Here is a 19,715-nt window from a genome sequence, read left to right on the forward strand (position 1 = left end):
TCGCCTTCAGACTTTTTTTTCTGAAATAATAAAGTTTACGAAAACAGCCTTTAATCAAAAAATCTCCTCACATATTGTGAGGAGATTTTTTTTATTGAATTGTAGTACTTTGATTTTCAACTGTTTCTTCTTGAAGCCCTAAATGAACTTTAAAAGAATCAGAAACTTCTTGTAATACCGCATCATCCAATTGGAAGTAATATATGCCGTTTTCAGTGATATCTTGACCAGTTAAGCTGTGGGATTCAATATTAGCTAATTCATTAGCATAAGAATGCATTCCTAACATGCTGCTAAAGCTAATATTTGTATTTAAATTGCCTTCAAAACTGTCTAATAAAGGACCAAAACGTGTGATCGAACTAAAACTTGCTGCTTTCTGAATAACGGAACCGATAACTTCTTTTTGACGATCACCACGGCCGAGATCACCACGTGGATCTTGTTTGCGCATTCTAACGTAAGCGAGTGCTTCTTCACCATTTAGTGTTTGAAGACCTTCCTCAATGGAGATAGTACCGTATGTGGCATTATCTGTATCAGTAATGGCCATCGGAGCATCAACTTCAATGCCATCAAGTGCATCGATGATTTCTATAAAAGCATCGAAGTTCAATGAAACAAAGTAGTCAACAGGTATATCAAACATGTTTTCAACCGTGTCAAGTGTCATATCAAGACCACCAAACGCATGTGCATGGTTAATTTTATCAAATGTGCCCCTGCCAACAATCTCTACGTATGAGTCACGAGGGATGTTTACCATTTCTATTGTTTCTTCTTCAGGGTTAAATGTCGCTAAAACCATTGCATCTGTTCTTCCCGATAAGTCACCATCACGACTATCGAGTCCTAAAAATAAGATCGAGACTGGATCTTCAATAGGGTCTACGGCAGCATCCCTGTATTCTGACATATCCCCACGTTCAAGATCAAGTTGTGCACTTGAGGTGACTCCTGAGATCTTATAGATACCGTAGGCAAGTGCTCCACCTACTAAAATAAATAGTGCTAGAAAAGTAATTAATGTAACTCTTAAAAATTTATTTCTAGGCTTTTTTCTTTTATTTACTCTTGATTGTGCCATTTGAAGACACTCCTCTATTTAATATAGTAAGTAATATTTACGAAAATACGACAAATTATTTCAAATCATAAAATTAGTCCATCACAACATTTTACCTTAGATCTATAAAACAGTAAAGCTATTATTTATGTCCAATGAAATTCCTTTTATTTCTTGTTTTATCGACTAATAGTCTCTTTAACAAAATGAATTTATGATAAATCTTGTAAAAAAGACTATGTATTTATGTAGAAATTTGTGGTAATTTTAAAAGACTTATAGAAATATATTTGCTGGAGGATTATGTATGAAGGAAATACGTTGGGGCTCGCCTGTAAGTTTTGCTTGTGTAGGTGTGTTTTTATTTGGTTTAGCTATGTTATTAGACACTATTTGGAAGCATTTTTTAAGTTTTGGTTGATTCTTAAAGTGAGAGGAGATTGATTAATGAAGAAGTTACTTATGATTGTTTTTTCTCTGATTATTATTTCTACATCGATATTATATAATCAGGATGGAAGCAATTATACATATGCCAATTCACACGATCAAGGTGAAGTCACAGCAAGTTCTCTTAACGTAAGAGAAAAAGCCAGTACCAGTTCAATAATTGTGGGTAGCCTTAAAAAGGGGAATAAGGTCACTATAGAGAACAATTCAGGAAAATGGTATAAAATTTCCTACCATAACGTGAAAGGATTTGTTCATAGTTCTTATGTGAAAACAACAGCTTCAAGCGGAGGATCAAGTTCGAGTTCCGGAGGAGAGACATTAACCTCCACAACAGGAACAGGGGAAACTACCGCGAGTAATTTGAATGTGAGAGCATCGGCATCAACGAACAGTAAAATTGTCAGCAGCTTAAGCCGTGGAACAAAAGTGAATCTTTATGGGAAAAGTGGCTCATGGTACAAGGTTAAGATAGGGAACAATTTTGGATATGTTCATGGTTCCTATATGAAAACCACGATGTCAAGCGGAGTATCGGGTTCGAGTTCCGGAGGAGAGACATCAGCTTCCGCAACAGGAACAGGGGAAATCACCGCGAGTAATTTGAATGTGAGAGCATCGGCCTCAACGAGCAGTAAAATTATTAGTAGCTTAAGCCGTGGTACGAAAGTGGATTTGTATAAGAAAAGCGGATCATGGTACAAAGTTAAGATAGGAAGCAATTATGGGTATGTTCACAGTTCCTACGTAAAAATAACGACATCAGGTGGGGGATCAAATTCGAGTTCCGGAGGCGAAACATCAACTTCTACATTTGGAACGGGAGAAATAACCGTGAATAATTTGAACGTGAGAGCATCGGCATCAACGAGCAGTAAAATTATTAGCAGCTTAAGCCGTGGTACGAAAGTGGATCTGTATAAGAAAAGCGGCTCATGGTACAAAGTTAAGATAGGAAGCAATTATGGGTATGTTCACAGTTCTTACGTAAAAATAACGACATCAACTGGGGGATCAAATTCGAGTTCCGGAGGCGAAACATCAACTTCTAGATTTGGAACGGGAGAAATCACCGCGAGTAATTTGAATGTGAGAGCATCGGCCTCAACGAGCAGTAAAATTATTAGTAGCTTAGGTCGTGGAACAAAAGTGGTTTTGTATGAGAAAAGCGGTGAATGGTTTAAAATCAAGCTAGGAAATAGTGATGCCTATATTCATGGATCCTATGTGAAGACCTCCACTTCGTCAGCAGGAAATGGTAGCAATGGCAGTTTAAGTGGAAAAACGATCTTTTTAGATCCAGGTCACGGAGGGAATGATCCAGGTGCTGTTGCAACTGGGAATATCTACGAAAAAACGATCGTACTCAGTGTTTCAAATAAGCTTAAAAATGCACTTGAGCAAGAAGGAGCAAAGGTTGTTACTAGTAGAACAAACGATACGTATATCTCACTTTCTAACCGAGTAAATCAAGCAAATCAATCTGGTGCAGATGCATTTATCAGTCTTCATGCAAATTCATGGCATGATTCGGGACCTAATGGGATCGAAGTATTGTACAATCGTTCTTACGCTGGAGATGAAAGTGCGAGGCTTTCTCAAGTAATTCAAACACGATTAGCTAATGGATTGAACCTCAGAAATCGTGGAGCGAGGGAAATGAGTCTGCAAGTGATTAGAAGTACTAGAATGCCTTCGGTGTTAGTAGAGTTAGGATTTATGTCTAATTCTTCCGATCTTAATAAGCTTCGCAACAATCAGGATCAGTATGTAAATCAACTAGTAACTGCTTTAAAAGAATATTATTAAAGGATGAGGATTGGGAAGGTTTGTAAACTTTTCCAATCCCTTTTTTTGACAAGGTAAGTGAACTTATAAAATTATTGGTTATTTAGAGATTGTTGTTTTCTTTCAAACAGAGGTGATCGAATCCGCTCTAGGAGGCCGATTTATATGGAAAATTACTCTCTCTTAAGGAAAAAACTTTTCTTTCTCTAAAAGAGGTTTACCAATCCCCATACGCTTGTCCTTTTAACCATTCATTATCTGACTTTTCATGATAAACTGATAATAAGTATAGGTACTAAAAAAGGGAGGTATGGAGCAATGATTTTAAGCGGAAAGACCATTTCGGAAAAAATAAAAGAAGGGGCAGTGGTGATCGAACCAATGACCCCTGAGCAAATTCAGCCAGCCTCAGTTGATTTACGTTTAGGACACCATTTCTTAGTCATTGACGATCATTTAAGTACGAAGCTTTCGTTGACGTCGGAAGCTGCATATCGTGAAATCGATGTAGGAGAAAGAGGCTCTATTGTCATACCACCACAATCTTTCCTTCTCGCTACAACAAAGGAATACATTGAAATTCCGCCTTCGTTAACTGCATTTGTAGAAGGAAGAAGCTCTATTGGTCGATTAGGATTGTTTATTCAAAATGCAGGTTGGGTAGATCCTGGTTTTCGCGGACGTATTACATTGGAACTTTTCAATGCGAACCGACTGCCGATTGAATTAGACGTAAATCGGCGAATTTGTCAGCTTGTGCTTGCAGAAGTTGACCAAGAAGCGACACCGTATCAAGGGAAATACTTAGATCAGAAACACGCTACAGCTAGTCGTGTCCAATTAGATTATGAAAACAAACAGCGATTAGACTAGATTAGCAAAATTAGGATATATATGGGAACCTTTCGTTAGGCGAGCCTAAAAAGATCCGCAACGGAATTAAAGTTGCGGATCTTTTTGTTTTTTGGTGTTGATAACCGTTGAGAATGAACTTGATGAGGTTAAATTTGACTTTTCCAATGCCTTTAGGTTCGGCTAATTTACTTATATTCCGGTAACCAGTCGCCATGGGCTTCGATAAGTTCATCACACATGGCAATAATGTCATCCATCGACAGTTCTGCACTCGTATGAGGATCGAGCATCGCAGCCTGATAAATATGTGCTTTTTTCAAAGAGACTGCAGCTTCGATGGTTAACAGCTGTGTATTAATACTCGTTCGATTTAAAGCGGCGAGTTGTTCCGGCAGTTCCCCGATATAGCCAGGGATAATACCATTTCGATCGGCAACACAAGGAACTTCAACCACAGCTTTTCTAGAGAGATTTGAAATCAATCCTCCGTCGTTAAGGACGTTCCCGCCGAATTTAAACGGTTCATTTGTTTCCATTGCTTCAATAATACGAGAACCATATTCCAATGATCGTTCATGAGAAAGTTGCGTATCCTTGACCATGCTTTCTCGCATCTTTTCCCAATCATTAATTTGTTTGATACATCGGCGTGGGTACTCATCTAACGGAATATTGAACCGGTCAATCAGTTCAGGATAGTTCTTTTTGATAAAATACGGATGGTATTCTGCATTATGTTCCGAAGACTCAGTGACGTAATAGCCGAATTTGTTCATGAGTTCAAAGCGGACCATATCCTCGTGCTTTTCAGCTTGTTTTTCCTTAGCACGCTGTTTGATTTCAGGATAAAGATCTTTTCCATCCTTTTTAACTTCCAGTAACCAAGCCATATGGTTAATTCCAGCAATTTTCTCGTCAATTCCCTCATGATCCAGATCGAGGGCCTTGTACAAATGGTCCGTACAAATCTGAACACTATGGCAAAGTCCAATTGTTTTAATATTCGTGTAGCGAAGCATGAATCCTGTTAATGTAGCCATTGGATTCGTGTAATTTAAAAGCCAAGCCTCGGGACAGACTTCCTCCATATCATTTGCAATGTCCAGCATAGCAGGAATGGTTCGCAGTGTTCGAAATATACCGCCAATTCCAATTGTATCCCCGATCGTTTGACGAAGTCCGTATTTTTTGGGAATCTCAAAGTCAATGACGGTACTAGGTTCATACCCACCAACTTGAATCGCATTGATGACGTATTTTGCATTTGTCAGGGCTTCTTTTCTATCTAATGTTGCCGTGATCGTAATTGATGGATTATATTGTTTTGCTAAATTAAGTAACATTTGCTCAGATTCTTTGAGTCGTTTCTCGTTTATATCATGCAGTGCGAATTCGAAACCTTCGAGAGCTGAGACAAACATGCAATCTCCTAACACATTTTTTGCGAAAATGGTGCTCCCTGCTCCAATAAAAGTTATTTTTGACATTCTAACATCTCCCCTTGGTAAATTATTGTTTTGAATTTCTCATTGAAAAATAAAGTGAATCCCTATATATTAAGAATAAACAGGAAAGGTAACACCTGCAATGGTAATATAATATGAGGGGATGGTAAGATATTGTTTTTTGACACGTATGAAGGTTTACCTTACGAAAGTATTGGATTTCGCTCTAACGAAAATCTGGAAACAGCGGTGGATATTTCGGTAATTGGCATGGAAAAAACGAAATCTGAGGATTATAATTGGCATGGATTAGAGAGAAAGGAGAAGCGTAATTTTGTGTTTCAATATACTCTTTCTGGTGAAGGGGCGCTAACTATAAATGGCAAGACACATGAATTAAAGCGAGGGCAAGCTTTTATGGTGGAGATACCCAGCAATCATCGCTATTATCTTCCTTCGACAAGTGGGGAATGGGAGTTTCTCTATTTGACGCTAAAAGGAGATGTAGCTGCGGAATGCTGGGGCAATATTACAAGAAGACATGGTCATGTCCTGAACATTGCAAGAGACTCAGAATTAGTAGATAAATTTTTTGAGATCTACAAGCAAGCAATAGACAAAGACTTAGTAGATTCGTATTTTTCTTCCTCTCAAGCTTACTCTTTTCTTATGGAAGTTTATCGTTATTTTAAACAGGTAAAATCGCCGGAGCAAATTCCGGAAAACATTACAGGTGCGATTAATTATATGAACAAAAATTATGCTCTTCCCTTATCCATGGAGGAAGTGGCAGATGCTGCAAATATGTCCAGGTATTATTTCATTAAGCGATTCAAAGAAGTGACTGATATGACACCAGGACAGTACTTGACGAAAAAACGGATGGAGAAATCATTGGAGTTATTAGTCCAAACAGAGTTAACAATGAAGGATATTGCAGTCAATGTTGGTTATGCAAATGATAATTATTTCAACAAAGCCTTTCGAAAAACTGTCGGAATACCTCCAGGAGAATTTCGCAAAAACAAGGGTCGGATACCATTTGATCGACTTGTTATTAGATAAGGTTAGAAATAGAAAAACTAGTTGCCAATAAGGAAGAGCACTGGATGTCATCATTGACCTTTTCAGTGCTCTTCCTATTTAAATTTAGCATCTGTGGTTATACTATCTAAAGATATATTTGTGACAAGGTTATAACAATGCAAAAACCGTGTTTTTCTCTGAAGTCAAACTCTAGAAAAAGTATTTAGTAAACAATTTACTAAAATATATTGACTTGCTTTACTAACGAGTATATTATAAAGAAAGGGTTTACATTTACCCGTTAAATTTAGAAAGGGGCAATTAAAAAATGAAGAAAATTGGTTTGTTTTTAGGTGTTACAGCACTTGCATTAGCAGGCTGTAGTGGAAATGATGGCGGCAATAACGGAGATAATAATGCTGCAGGAGATAACGGTGGAGGGGAAGAAACTCAAACGTTAACAGCCTGGGCATGGAATATTAATATTCCCGTCCTAGAGGAAGCGGCGGAATTATTTGCAGAAGAAAATCCCGGATTCGAATTAGATATTGTTGAAACAGGTACACCTGATGTTTATCAGCAAATTACGACTGGATTACAAGCTAACGGAGAAGGATTACCAGATATCATGCTTGTGGAAGATGATCGCTTGCAAGGGTACTTGAATTCTTTCCCTGATTCATTTATGAATTTATCAGAGTATGGTTTTGAGGAAGAGCACGGAGAAAAATTTCCGGAATTCAAAACAGAATTATTATCTTTAGATGGTGACATGTATGGTGTTCCATTCGATGCGGGCCCTGCTGGAGTATTCTACAGAGTTGATTTGTTTGAAGAAGCAGGGATTGATGTAGACAGCATTGAAACATGGGATGACTTCATCGAGGCAGGTCATACATTGCGTGACGAACTAGATGTTGCGATAACAGGTATTGATGTAAACAATGATGATGGAACATATCGTATTATGTTAAACCAGCAGGGAACTTTCTACTTTGATGAGGAAAACAATATCAATTTGAATTCCGAGGAATCAGTCAAGGCAATGGATGTTGTGGCGCGACTGGACGAAGAAGGACTAAATGAAAACCTTGTTGGATGGGATGCATGGCTTGGTGGATTAGCAAACGGAGACGTTGCAACTGCTCCTACAGGTGCGTGGCTTACTGGTTCATTAATAGCGCAAGCACCAGAGTTAGAAGGGAAATGGGGAGTTATGCCATTACCAGCAATGGAAGAAGGCGGTAATCGTGCTGCAAACTTAGGTGGAAGTAATTACATGATTTCAGCTAATACTGAAAATCCGGATTTAGCGTATGAATTCATGGAATTCTTTTCTACTTCCGAAGAGGTACAGTTAGCTGCAATGGAAGGTGGATTATTCCCATCTCTAAATACGATCTATGAAAATGAAGTCTTCACGGAGCCTCATCCATACTTTGCGGATCAACCAATCTGGGAGATGTTTGCAGGTATGATGAATGATATTCCTTTTGCAAATTACACTGGAGACTATGCGATTGCTCGAGATGAAGCAGAAACAGCTCAAGCAGAAGTTGTCGGTGGTATGGACGTTGAGGAAGCACTTCAAAGTGCCCAAGAGCGATTGGAAAACAGAATTAAATAGAAATAGTGTTATTTAGGTGAGTCAGTGATCATGTATTGTGGTCACTTGACTCGCCTTTCATAAAAAATACATGCAATTTTGCAAGCTTAGGCATATTTTTTCTATTACTAACATCATTTGGTTGATGAGAAAGCTGGGTTAATAATGGTGGATCAAACAAAACGCGTACCTTACTTCTTTATAGCTCCAGCAGTGATATTATTTGCGATTTTTACTTTATATCCAATACTTGCTTCTCTCTATTTAAGCTTTCAAACCTACGAGGGTGGTACGTATACTTTTGCTGGACTTGATAACTATACTCGCCTGATGGGAGATTCAATCTTTTGGACGGCATTAAGTAATACTTTTTTTATTTTTATATTCCAAGTGCCAATCATGCTTATCCTTGCTATGATTTTGGCATCCGTATTAAATAGTCAGTTGCTGCGCTTAAAAGGGTTTTTCAGAGTTTCTTTCTTTTTACCGGCAGTGACATCGTTAGTAGCATACTCGTTACTATTTTCTATCATGCTTCAAAATAATGGTCTCTTTAATGAAATATTAAGCTATGTCGGTATTGATGCGATTCCATGGCTTTCCGATTCATTTTGGGCCAAGTTTTCGATTGTCATGGCGATGACTTGGAGATGGACAGGATACAATATGATCATTTTCCTCGCTGCGCTACAGAACATACCTGAGGAAATGTACGAAGCCGCATCGATTGATGGTGCAGGGAAAATTCGCCAGTTCTTTTCTATTACAGTTCCTAGTTTAAAACCAATTATTCTATTCGCAGGTATTTTATCAACAATTGGAACTTTGCAATTGTTTGATGAACCGTTTAACTTAACAAGCGGTGGTCCAGGAAATGCGACAATGACACTAGGTTTGTATATTTATGAAAACGGATTTGAGTACTTTGATTTCAGTTATGGTAGTGCGATAGCATACGTAGTTGTTATGTTAGTTGCTATCTTATCCTACGTCCAATTTAAATTTACGGGTGATAAATAATGAGACAGTCCATAAAAACACAAAAGACATTTGGAAAAATTGGCATGTACCTTCTTCTTTCGATCTTTTTAGTGATTTCTGTTTTTCCGTTCTATTGGATGCTCGTTGGCTCTACGAATAGTTCGGATAAAATGTTTACCAGTCCGCCAACATTAATACCTGGCGACCAATTCATGACAAATTTAATGAATTTGGATGAGACAGTTGGCATAGGAAGAGTTTTATTCAATTCCTTATTCGTCTCAGGGCTTTATGTTGTTTTAGCGTTAATTGTCAGTGCTACAGCAGCGTATGCATTTGCTAAGTTTGAGTTCAAAGGCAGAAACGTAATTTTTACAATCTTTCTTCTTTCGATGATGATTCCATATCAGGCAACACTCATCCCTTTGTTTCAAATGATGGCGAATTATAATTTATTAAATACGTACTTTGCACTAATTGCACCACAGCTTTGTTATCCATTTGCAATCTTTTTAATGAGACAGAATTTCTTAGCATTTCCATCAGAGTTATTGGAGTCAGCAAGATTAGATGGAGCTGGAGAGTTTAAAATTTTCATGAAAATTGTTCTTCCATCGATGAAACCAGCCCTTGCTGCAACATCTATCTTTTTGTTCATGTACCAATGGAATAACTTTATGTGGCCGCTAGTTGCGATCAGAACAGCTGATATGTACACGTTCCCTGTAGCACTTTCCACACTTAGTGGGGTTTCCTATACGGATTATGGGCAAATGATGATGGGTATTTCCATCGCAACAATTCCAATTATGATTTTCTTCTTAGTACTGCAAAAACATTTTATTTCTGGAATGCTTGGCAGTGCGGTGAAGTAGAAAGGATGTATAACACGATGTTAACAACAAAAGGCGAGCAATTTATGCTCCATGGAGAGCCCTTCCGTATTTTATCAGGTAGTATTCATTACTTTCGAGTAGTACCTGAGTACTGGGAGGACCGGTTAGATAAATTGAAACAATGTGGATTTAACACAGTAGAAACGTATATTCCATGGAACTTCCATGAGCCTAAAAAGGGGGACTTCCGTTTTGAAGGGATGGCGGACGTTGAACGATTTATTCAATTAGCAGCTGAAAAAGGGTTGTATGTGATCGTAAGACCGTCGCCATACATTTGTGCAGAATGGGAGTTTGGTGGTTTGCCTGCCTGGCTCTTGAAGGATAAAAACATGGAAGTCCGTTGTGTCAATGAAGATTATATGAGACACCTCAAAGACTATTTTGATGTGCTGTTGCCGAAACTGGCACCTTTACAAATTTCCAATGGTGGTCCCGTCATTGCGATGCAAATCGAAAATGAATATGGGGCATATGGGAACGACAAAGAATATCTTGAGGAAAATAAGCAGCTGTATCTTGAAAAAGGAATTGATGTCCTGTTATTTACGTCAGATGGACCGGATATGATTAAGGACGGATCCTTGCCTGATGTTTTAACGACATTAAATTTTGGATCAAAAGTAAAAGAAGCATATGGAATGCTGGACGAATTTAAGCCGGGAAGCCCGAAATTTTGTGCTGAATTTTGGATTGGTTGGTTCGATAGTTGGGGAAACGATCATCACACGCGAACGGCCGATAACACGGCAGACGTCCTTCAGGAAATGTTGGATGCTGGTGGGTCCATGAATTTCTTTATGTTCCATGGAGGCACAAACTTTCATTTTTACAATGGCGCCAATCGATACGAAACGTATGATCCAACAATTACTAGTTACGATTACGATTCATTGTTAACGGAGTCGGGTGAAATCACCGATAAATACCGGGAAGTACAAAAGGTACTGCATGGCTTTAAGGGACAATCGGTACCTGCTGATAATTCAGCTTCTCCTGTTTTATTGGAGGAGTCAAGTATTTCGATGAGTAAATCTGTGAGTCTGTTTGATACGTTATCGACTGTCGGTAGATACGTCAAACATAAAACGCCTCTTAGTATGGAGGGATTAGATCAGTCGTATGGTTATGTGCTTTATCGAACAATCATTTCTGGTAAGGGAACGTATACGATTGATTTAGAGCCGATGAGAGATCGGGGTTTTATTTACATTAACGGAGAATATGTAAAAACCTACTATCGTAACGACGTTGAAAAAGAGATAAGTTTTGATTTTCCACAAGAGACCAATACACTTGAGATATTTGTTGAAAACATGGGACGGGTTAACTACGGGAAACACTTGAAAGATCGAAAGGGAATTGTTGAGAACCTGTGGATTAATAATCAATTTATGTTTGATTGGGAAATGTACGCTATCGAGTTAGAAGACTTTGAGCTTGATTTTTCTAAAAAAGAAGATCAGCGTTTCCCACAGTTTTTCGAAGGTGTATTACATGTGAGTGAACCTGGTGATACCTTTGTAAAGCTCGAAGGCTGGAAAAAAGGCAATGTATTTGTGAATGGTTTTAATTTAGGAAGGTACTGGGAAATCGGACCACAAAAAACACTTTATTTACCAGGTCCTTTATTGAAAAAAGGCGCAAATACGATTCAAATTTTAGAACTAGAAGGTTCTGTATCAAAAGACATATCGTTTGTTAAACAGGCTGATTTAGGTTAGGGGTGGCGTCATGATTCAAGTCAACAACGACAGCAAAGAGTTTCATTTATCAAATGGACACGTGAGCTATATTTTTCACGTGATGAAAAATGGTCAACTTGGTCATTTGTATTATGGGAAATCATTGACACATAATAAAAGTTTTTCTCATATGCAGGCGTATCACGTGCCGACTCCTAATACTGCTCATCCGTTCGCAGATGATCCTGCTTTTAGTCTGGAAACGAGTAATCAGGAATATCCATCCTTTGGAACGACAGATTTCCGTGAGCCGGCAATAAGTTTGGAAAATAAATATGGTTCGACCATCAGTGATTTTAACTATCAATCGTATGAGATTTATTCTGGTAAAAAGCCTTTACAAGGTTTGCCTTCTACGTACGTCACAACAGAGGAAGAGGCACAAACACTTGTTGTGACACTCTGGGATGAGAAGATACAAACGGAGTTAAGGCTTTCGTACACTATTTTTACAGGAAAACCAGTTATCACAAGGTCAACGGAGCTGGAGAATAAGGGGAAAGAGAAAGTAGACGTGAAGCGACTGATGAGCCTTAGTCTTGACCTGCCTGAAAGCAATTATGAAATGGTTCAGCTTTCAGGTGCATGGTCGAGAGAACGCCATGTGAAGAAGCGGAAGTTAGAAAGTGGGATCCAAGCTGTCTCTAGTTTACGCGGGGCTAGCTCTCATGCGCAAAATCCTTTTCTTGCTTTAACGGATCCATCGGCAACGGAAGTAAGCGGGGAAGTCATGGGGTTTAATCTTGTGTACAGTAGTAATTTTCTGGCACAGGTTGAGGTAGACCATTATGACGTCGCACGAGTGACGATGGGAATTCATCCATTTAACTTCAAATGGGAGTTGAAGCCTAAAAGTGTTTTCCAAACACCTGAAGTAGTGATGGTTTACTCTGATAGAGGATTAAATGGAATGAGCGCTGCCTTTCACGACTTGTATCGCAAGCATTTGATAAAAGGCTATTGGCAGGACCGTGACAGACCAGTGATGTTAAACAATTGGGAAGCGACATACTTTGATTTTAATGAAACAAAACTATTAGATATTGCTCAAGAAGGTCAGACGTTAGGCATCGAATTGTTTGTTTTAGATGATGGTTGGTTTGGTAGACGGGATGATGACACTAGTTCTCTCGGAGATTGGTTTGTAGACAAGCGGAAGCTGCCTAATGGGTTACATTCATTAGCACTGAAAATCAGGGAAATGGGACTTGAATTTGGATTATGGTTTGAGCCGGAAATGGTGAGCAAGGAAAGTGAATTAATGAAAACTCACCCCGATTGGATTATACAGACACCGGAAAGAGTTCCATCATACGGCAGGAATCAGCTTATACTGGATTTTAGTCGGGAAGAAGTCGTTGACTATATTTTCGAGCGAATGGCTTCTATTATAGAAGATACTAAATTGACTTATATAAAGTGGGACATGAATCGAAATATCACCGAAGCATACTCTTCTTCGCTTGCTATTAGTCAACAAGGAGAGTTTTATCACCGTTATATTTTAGGGGTCTATAAATTGTATGACCGATTAACTAGTGCCTACCAGCATGTATTGTTTGAGTCTTGTGCAGGTGGCGGCGGCAGGTTCGATCCAGGCATGCTTTATTACGCGCCACAAGCTTGGACGAGTGATGATACAGATGCTGTCGAACGGTTGAAAATTCAGTATGGGACTTCTCTTGTGTACCCTATCAACAGTATGGGGTCTCACGTTTCCGCAGCTCCGAATCATCAAACGAGCAGATCGGCCTCATTAACTACTCGAGGAAATGTTGCTTACTTTGGGACGTTCGGGTATGAATTGGATCCTCTGCAGCTAAGTGAGGAAGAGAAAAAGATTGTCAAAAACCAAATTAGATTTTTTAAAGAGTATCGTCAATTAATTCGTAAGGGTGAGTTTATTCGTATTAAAAGTCCATTTGAGGGTAATGAGACAGCCTGGATGATTGTGAACGAAGATCGTTCGGAAGCACTCGTTGGGTATTACAAAGTGCTTGCGATTCCTAATCCGCCGAAAAACCAGACGTTAAGGTTATCGCATTTGAAGGAATCAACGTCTTACGCTGTGACAGCTTTGAATGTTACTGAGGAAAAAACGGTTTCCGAAGAAAGTTATTTTGGGGATGAACTGATGAACCGGGGTGTGCCGTTGAAGACGGAGTTTAATGGTGCTAATCACGCGTTTGCGGAACGTCATGGCGATTTTCAGTCAGATGTGTTTTATTTAAAGGGTGAAAATAAGTAATAAGGAGGAGCTCGAATCCGCTCTAGGCGGACGTTTTCCGCGGGCAACGACTTCAGCCTCCTCGGGAAAGTTCGCCCTGCGGGGTCTTCAGTCGTTGCTATTCCGCAGGAGTCGCCGCCTTCGCTCCTTCGATTTATTTTTTGGGGAAAGTGAAAGTGTAAACTGCCTATCTAAAAAATTGTTGTTTGGAAGAATCCGCGAGACTCCTGTGGAAGAATGGTCCAAGCGAGACCCCGCAGAGCGTTTTTTGGCTCGAGGAGGCTCGCGGATCATCCACGGAAAGCGAGCGGTAATTCTTCCAAACAACCTTCCATGATAATAAAGTAACAAAATAGAAAATAGACGCTACGCGTTTTTCTAAAGCCAGGGGGAAAGGTTTCCTCTGGCTAAAGTTAAATATCCATTTGTAATGGACCAATGGATTGTTGATCTGAAAGTGATGGAGGTTATAAGGATGCATTTAGGAGTAGATTATTACCCGGAGCATTGGGATATCGAGATGATCGATGAGGATTTAACGAGAATGTTGAAAATGGGCGTGAATACTGTTCGAATTGGTGAGTTTGCCTGGGCTATGATGGAAAAGTCACCGGGAGCGTTCGATTTTTCATTTTTTGATCATGTGATTAAGAAATGCAAAGAGTACGGGTTACAGGTGATGTTTGGAACGCCGACAGCAACTTTTCCTGCATGGTTAGCTAAAAGGGAACAAAGTATTTTTAATATAACAAAAGAGGGCAACCGTTTGGCTTTCGGTGGTCGCAGACAATATTGCTATAACTCCGACGTATATATGAATTATTCGTTACGAATCGTTGAAAAGCTCGTGCAACATTATCAAAAAGAGGATCAAATTTTTTCGTGGCAAATTGATAATGAGCTTGGACATGAAGGAAGTGATGATTGCTATTGCGAAAACTGTTTACATGCGTTCCAACAATATTTGGCAGAGAAATATGCATCTATTGACGAGTTGAATCAGCAATGGGGAACGATATTTTGGGGGCAAACCTATAGTGAATTTGCTGAAATTCCTCTTCCAACGCAGACAATCACAGAACATAACCCTTCCATGCGTTTGGACTGGGCCCGATTTCGCTCGCATTCATTGAATCAGTTTGTGCAAAAACATATCGAGATGGTAAGGAAACATAAAGGAAGCCACCAAACAGTGACAACCAATCTTCCGGGTGGATTCTTTGATAAGTGGTTTGATCATAATGAATTTTCCCGGGATTTAGATTTTGTTTCTTATGACAACTATCCTGTTTGGGGAGGGTTAAAAGAACCGGTCTCTCCAGCGATGCTTTCTATGACATTAGATTTTGTTCGAGGATTAAAAGGGGAAAACTTTTGGATTGTAGAGCAATTAATGGGGGCACAGGGACACGACGTCATAGGCTATCTACCACGCCCTAATCAAGCAAAACTATGGTCTTATCATGCATTCGCTCACGGAACGAATAATATGCTTTATTTTAGATGGAGAGGTATGACTCATGGTGCAGAGCAGAATTGCTTAGGAATCATCGATGCGAATAATCAGGAAACTAGAAAATTCAACGAGGTTCAAGCATTTTTCAAAGATATTTCAGCCTATGAAACGATGGTGGACTCTTCAATTAAAGCGGATATTGCGGTTTTATATGATTTTGACAGCGTTTGGTCTTGGAGAATCCAGCGTGAAAGCTCACAGTTTAATTTCACGGAAGAAGTTGTTCGCTTGTATGAACCGTTTTATAAGCTGAACACGCCTATTGATGTGATTAGAGCCGATGTCGATTTTTCAAGCTACAAGGTTTTACTCCTTCCAGTAATGAAAGTGATGGATGATGAGTTGACGCAACGTATTGAAACGTTTGTCAAGCAAGGTGGAACAGTTGTTTTCTCTTATCGGGCTGGCTTTAAGGATCGGGAAAATAATGTTCGTTTTGGTGAAAAACTGCCTGGACCATTAGCTGAACTTCTCGGGATTGAAATTGAGGAAGTGGAATCCTTGCATGAGGGTCAAACGTTCTCTGTCGTTTCAAACGATAATAATACAGGAACTGGCAAGGTATGGAGAGAGATGATCCGTCCTATGCAGGCAACGTCTTTATACAAATATACGGATACGTTCTACAGTAACTACTCTGCTGTAACGGTGAATAAGTTTGGCGACGGGAAAGCCTACTATGTGGGTGGAGGAATAGAGGCAGCGTTATTAAATGAAATAGCTGAAGAAATAGCTGACTCCCAAAATATAAGTACAATAGCGAGTGAAAAACAGGTAGAAGTTATGCCAAGAGTGACAGAAGACGGTCAATCCTATTTTATGGTGATGAACCATTCTGGAGAAGATGCGACTTACAGGAATACTCCACTGGCACCCTTTGAATGCAAAATTATTCAAGGTGATTCAAAGCTGTAACTTGCTTTTAGGGAATAAGTACCATAAAATTTAGTGAGAGAAAGTTAAGATGTGAGAAAGGAGACTCTTGAAGAAATGGCTACTATTAAAGATATTGCACTAAAAGTAGGCGTTTCTGCTTCGACCGTATCCCGTGTACTAAATTATGACCAGTCTCTATCGGTAACCGTCGCAACGAAAAAGAAAATTTTCGAAGTAGCCGAGGAACTCTCTTATCAAAAAGGCAGAGGGAGAAAAACGCAAGAAAGAAAAATTGCTTTCCTTCATTGGGTCACTGAAAAAGAAGAGTTAGATGATATTTACTACATGGCCATCAGGTTTGGGATTGAGAAGCGAGCAGAGGCTATGAATGTCAAGCTACTAAAATATGTCGAAGATGACTACGCAAACATAGATTCGAATATTGATGGCATTATTGCTGTAGGAAGATTTAATGATCAACAAGTGAAGCAACTGAAGGCAATCACCAAAAAAATTGTCTTTGTTGACTCGAATCCTGATGAGGGATCCTCCGATTCAGTGGTTGTAGATTTCGAACGGATCACCCGATTAATTGTCGATCACTTTATTAATAAAGGGCACACGGAAATTGGTTTTATAGGTGGCTATGAGACGTTCAAAGACACGATCTCACCTATCCAGGATCCAAGAGAAAAATACTATCGTTTTTATATGATGGAAAAGGACCTGCTGGATGAACGATTTATTTATGTCGGTAATTTTTCAGTCGAAGAAGGGTATCGCTTAATGAAAAAGGCGATTGAAGAATTAGGAGATGATTTGCCCAAGGCTTTTTATGCGGCGAACGATCCGATTGCGATTGGATGCTTGAGGGCGCTTCTTGAAGCGGGGATAGCTGTTCCCGACAGAGTAAGTTTAATTGGAATCAATGATATTACTGTGTCCAAGTATGTGTATCCGTCTTTGACTTCTGTGAAGATTTATACGGAGTTAATGGGTGAAACAGCGGTCGATCTTCTTTTGGAAAAAATAGATGAGAATCGCAAAGTATCTAAAAAGGTTTATATTGCTAATAAATTAAAGCTTAGACAAACTTAATACTCTATCAATAAAACTGATGACTAAAACTTGGTCATCGGTTTTTTGCGTTTTTCTTATGTTGAGGTTCTTCCAAATAATGGGGGGTCAGACCCCAAAAAATACAAAAAACTAAAAAAGTAACATAAGGTGACTCCTTTTGTTTTTGTTTACGTCTACGATCATGACGGATAAGAATTGCGTAGATTCTTAGATAAAACAATCGAGGGGGTATGATATCATGTGTGGAATTAATGGAATGATGTTTTTTAATCAACAGGAGGTTTGTCGGGCTTCGCTTCAAAACATGGGAAATCAAATGGTTCACAGGGGGCCGGATGAGGAAGATATTTGGGTGGAAAAGAATGTCGGACTGGGTTTTCGCAGGTTATCGATTATTGATGTGGAACATGCGAAGCAACCAATTACCAATGAAGATGAAACATTAGTTTTAATATGTAATGGAGAGATTTATAATTATAAAGGGTTAAGAGAAGAATTACAGACTAGAGGACATCAATTTAAAACAAATGGGGACGCGGAAACGATTCTGCATCTATATGAGGAATATGGCGTGGATTGCGTGGATCATTTAAGGGGTATGTTTGCATTTATGATTTGGGATATGAAAACAGAGACCTTGTTTGCGGCTCGGGATCATTTTGGTATAAAGCCATTTTACTATTTTTATAATGACGAGAAGATCGTGTGCTCCTCGGAACTAAAAAGTATTACCCAGGAAATGGGAAGTTTAAAAGAGTTGGATCCACAAAGTATGTTGTACTATCTAACGTTTCAGTATGTGCCTGATCCAAGGACGATGATAAAAGGAGTTTCAAAACTTCCGCCGGCTCACCGTCTTATTGTGAAAGGAAACAAGGTTAAAGTAGAACGGTATTGGCAGCCAACATTTGAAGAAGAAGAACAATCAGAGAAAGAAATGCGCAAAAACATTCTCGAGACCATGGAAGAATCGGTACAGCTACATATGCAAAGCGACGTCCCGACTGGGTGTTTTCTGTCCAGTGGAATTGATTCAACAGCAATCGCATCTCTCATGCGAAAGCATGGACCGCTTAAAACCTTTTCGATCGGGTTTGAAGGGAAACAAAATGAGTGTGACGTTGCGAGGCAGACGGCGGAGATACTTGGAACAGATCATCATGAATCGATTGTGAGTGAATCGGAGTTTTTTGGTGCGGTATCAGAAGTTGTCTGGTATCAGGATGACCCAGTGGCGGATCCGTCAGCGGTTCCATTATTTTTACTATCGAAAATGGCGTCTAAACATGTAAAAGTTGTCTTATCCGGCGAAGGTGCGGACGAACTATTTGGTGGCTATAGAATCTATCAAGAGCCAGAAGCGCTGCGTCATTTTCAGTGGATGCCTTCAGATTTAAAAACCAGGGTACGATCTGTGGTCCAGTATGCACCATCTTTTTACGGGAAAAACTTTCTCCTCCGGGGTTTAACGTCATTAGAGGATCGATTCATCGGCAATGCGAAACTTTTTACTGAGGATTTATACGATGTTTTACGAGAGAGAAATGATTCCTTCCATAACGCATTCGAGTGGACAAAGCAATATTACGCGGAAGTAGAAGGGCTAGATGATGTCACTCGTATGCAATTCATAGATATGAATCTTTGGCTGCCTGGGAACATTCTCGCTAAAGGAGATAAAATGTCCATGGCTCATTCATTGGAGTTAAGGGTGCCGTTCCTTGATCGGGAGCTGTTTGATGTAGCTCGGAAAATCCCTGCTAGTAGCAGGGTTGATAATAAGACGACGAAGCGAATTTTCAGAGAGGCGATGGACGGTGTTGTACCTGACCATGTTCTGAACCGAGCAAAATTAGGCTTTCCGGTTCCTTTAAGGAAGTGGTTACAAGGGCCTCGTGGAGATATGTGTTTGTCTCTAATTCAATCGAGTGGGATAAGTAAGTATATTCATGCAGATTATGTAGAAAGGTTAGTTCGTGAGCACCAAACTGGTAAAAAAGATCACGCCCGGAAAATCTGGGCTTTGTATGTGTTGGCGAAATGGCATATTCATTACTTGGAGGAAGGTCAACCAAAGGTGCCATTGCAGGAAGGGCAGCAAGAACAATCTCCAACTGAACAACCTGTCATTGATCATGTTGTATAGTATTACATCTTC

General features: G+C 39.4%; 13 protein-coding genes. 11 read left to right on the plus strand and 2 right to left on the minus strand.

What is annotated here, in order from left to right; translation table 11 throughout:
- Positions 1-91 precede the first annotated feature (91 nt).
- Positions 92-1,087 carry an LCP family glycopolymer transferase gene (locus tag CEF18_RS22065; RefSeq protein ID WP_110938640.1) on the minus strand — a complete coding sequence of 332 codons (996 nt, stop codon included), beginning with the start codon at positions 1,085-1,087 and terminating at the stop codon, positions 92-94.
- Between the two features lie 426 nt (positions 1,088-1,513).
- On the opposite strand from CEF18_RS22065, the gene CEF18_RS22070 reads away from it, so the two are divergent.
- Together CEF18_RS22070 and dcd are read left to right on the plus strand one after the other, a co-directional pair.
- A complete protein-coding gene (locus tag CEF18_RS22070) occupies positions 1,514-3,325 on the plus strand; it encodes an N-acetylmuramoyl-L-alanine amidase (RefSeq protein WP_110938641.1) in 1,812 nt (603 codons plus the stop codon).
- Positions 3,326-3,622: 297 nt separating this feature from the next.
- A complete protein-coding gene (gene dcd / locus CEF18_RS22075) occupies positions 3,623-4,177 on the plus strand; it encodes a dCTP deaminase (RefSeq protein ID WP_110938642.1) in 555 nt (184 codons plus the stop codon).
- Between the two features lie 167 nt (positions 4,178-4,344).
- On the opposite strand, the gene melA is transcribed toward dcd, so the two are convergent.
- Complete coding sequence (gene melA / locus CEF18_RS22080) at positions 4,345-5,646, minus strand: alpha-glucosidase/alpha-galactosidase (RefSeq protein ID WP_110938643.1); 1,302 nt, start codon at positions 5,644-5,646, stop codon at positions 4,345-4,347.
- Between the two features lie 132 nt (positions 5,647-5,778).
- Here melA and CEF18_RS22085 point away from each other — a divergent pair, with 132 nt between their 5' ends.
- From CEF18_RS22085 to asnB, 9 genes are all read left to right on the plus strand, one after another.
- Positions 5,779-6,669, plus strand: a complete 891-nt coding sequence (locus CEF18_RS22085) for an AraC family transcriptional regulator (RefSeq protein WP_110938644.1) — start codon at positions 5,779-5,781, stop codon at positions 6,667-6,669.
- A 289-nt stretch (positions 6,670-6,958) separates the two neighbouring features.
- The gene (locus tag CEF18_RS22090) at positions 6,959-8,257 is read left to right on the plus strand and encodes an ABC transporter substrate-binding protein (RefSeq protein ID WP_110938645.1); all 1,299 of its coding nucleotides are present in this window, start codon (positions 6,959-6,961) and stop codon (positions 8,255-8,257) included.
- Between the two features lie 144 nt (positions 8,258-8,401).
- Positions 8,402-9,256 carry a carbohydrate ABC transporter permease gene (locus CEF18_RS22095; protein ID WP_407690429.1) on the plus strand — a complete coding sequence of 285 codons (855 nt, stop codon included), beginning with the start codon at positions 8,402-8,404 and terminating at the stop codon, positions 9,254-9,256.
- Positions 9,256-10,092, plus strand: a complete 837-nt coding sequence (locus CEF18_RS22100) for a carbohydrate ABC transporter permease (RefSeq protein ID WP_110938646.1) — start codon at positions 9,256-9,258, stop codon at positions 10,090-10,092. Before CEF18_RS22095 ends, CEF18_RS22100 begins: the two co-directional genes overlap by 1 nt.
- 17 nt (positions 10,093-10,109) lie before the next feature.
- A complete protein-coding gene (locus CEF18_RS22105; protein ID WP_110938647.1) occupies positions 10,110-11,837 on the plus strand; it encodes a glycoside hydrolase family 35 protein in 1,728 nt (575 codons plus the stop codon).
- Positions 11,838-11,847: 10 nt separating this feature from the next.
- The gene (locus CEF18_RS22110; protein WP_110938648.1) at positions 11,848-14,106 is read left to right on the plus strand and encodes an alpha-galactosidase; all 2,259 of its coding nucleotides are present in this window, start codon (positions 11,848-11,850) and stop codon (positions 14,104-14,106) included.
- 454 nt (positions 14,107-14,560) lie between these two features.
- Complete coding sequence (locus CEF18_RS22115; RefSeq protein ID WP_110938649.1) at positions 14,561-16,516, plus strand: beta-galactosidase; 1,956 nt, start codon at positions 14,561-14,563, stop codon at positions 16,514-16,516.
- 75 nt (positions 16,517-16,591) lie between these two features.
- A complete protein-coding gene (locus CEF18_RS22120) occupies positions 16,592-17,575 on the plus strand; it encodes a LacI family DNA-binding transcriptional regulator (RefSeq protein ID WP_110938650.1) in 984 nt (327 codons plus the stop codon).
- Between the two features lie 220 nt (positions 17,576-17,795).
- Positions 17,796-19,703 carry an asparagine synthase (glutamine-hydrolyzing) gene (asnB, locus tag CEF18_RS22125; RefSeq protein WP_110938651.1) on the plus strand — a complete coding sequence of 636 codons (1,908 nt, stop codon included), beginning with the start codon at positions 17,796-17,798 and terminating at the stop codon, positions 19,701-19,703.
- Positions 19,704-19,715 lie beyond the last annotated feature (12 nt).

This window comes from Salipaludibacillus neizhouensis, from assembly GCF_002886185.1.
Classification (GTDB): domain Bacteria; phylum Bacillota; class Bacilli; order Bacillales; family Salisediminibacteriaceae; genus Salipaludibacillus; species Salipaludibacillus neizhouensis.

Excerpts from the sequence above, each read along its gene's own strand:
- CEF18_RS22065 (WP_110938640.1), bottom strand. The coding sequence starts at position 1,087 with ATGGCACAATCAAGAGTAAATAAAAGAAAAAAGCCTAGAAATAAATTT.
- CEF18_RS22070 (WP_110938641.1), top strand. The coding sequence starts at position 1,514 with ATGAAGAAGTTACTTATGATTGTTTTTTCTCTGATTATTATTTCTACA.
- dcd (WP_110938642.1), top strand. The coding sequence starts at position 3,623 with ATGATTTTAAGCGGAAAGACCATTTCGGAAAAAATAAAAGAAGGGGCA.
- melA (WP_110938643.1), bottom strand. The coding sequence starts at position 5,646 with ATGTCAAAAATAACTTTTATTGGAGCAGGGAGCACCATTTTCGCAAAA.
- CEF18_RS22090 (WP_110938645.1), top strand. The coding sequence starts at position 6,959 with ATGAAGAAAATTGGTTTGTTTTTAGGTGTTACAGCACTTGCATTAGCA.
- CEF18_RS22095 (WP_407690429.1), top strand. The coding sequence starts at position 8,402 with ATGGTGGATCAAACAAAACGCGTACCTTACTTCTTTATAGCTCCAGCA.
- CEF18_RS22100 (WP_110938646.1), top strand. The coding sequence starts at position 9,256 with ATGAGACAGTCCATAAAAACACAAAAGACATTTGGAAAAATTGGCATG.
- CEF18_RS22105 (WP_110938647.1), top strand. The coding sequence starts at position 10,110 with ATGTTAACAACAAAAGGCGAGCAATTTATGCTCCATGGAGAGCCCTTC.
- CEF18_RS22110 (WP_110938648.1), top strand. The coding sequence starts at position 11,848 with ATGATTCAAGTCAACAACGACAGCAAAGAGTTTCATTTATCAAATGGA.
- CEF18_RS22115 (WP_110938649.1), top strand. The coding sequence starts at position 14,561 with ATGCATTTAGGAGTAGATTATTACCCGGAGCATTGGGATATCGAGATG.
- CEF18_RS22120 (WP_110938650.1), top strand. The coding sequence starts at position 16,592 with ATGGCTACTATTAAAGATATTGCACTAAAAGTAGGCGTTTCTGCTTCG.
- asnB (WP_110938651.1), top strand. The coding sequence starts at position 17,796 with ATGTGTGGAATTAATGGAATGATGTTTTTTAATCAACAGGAGGTTTGT.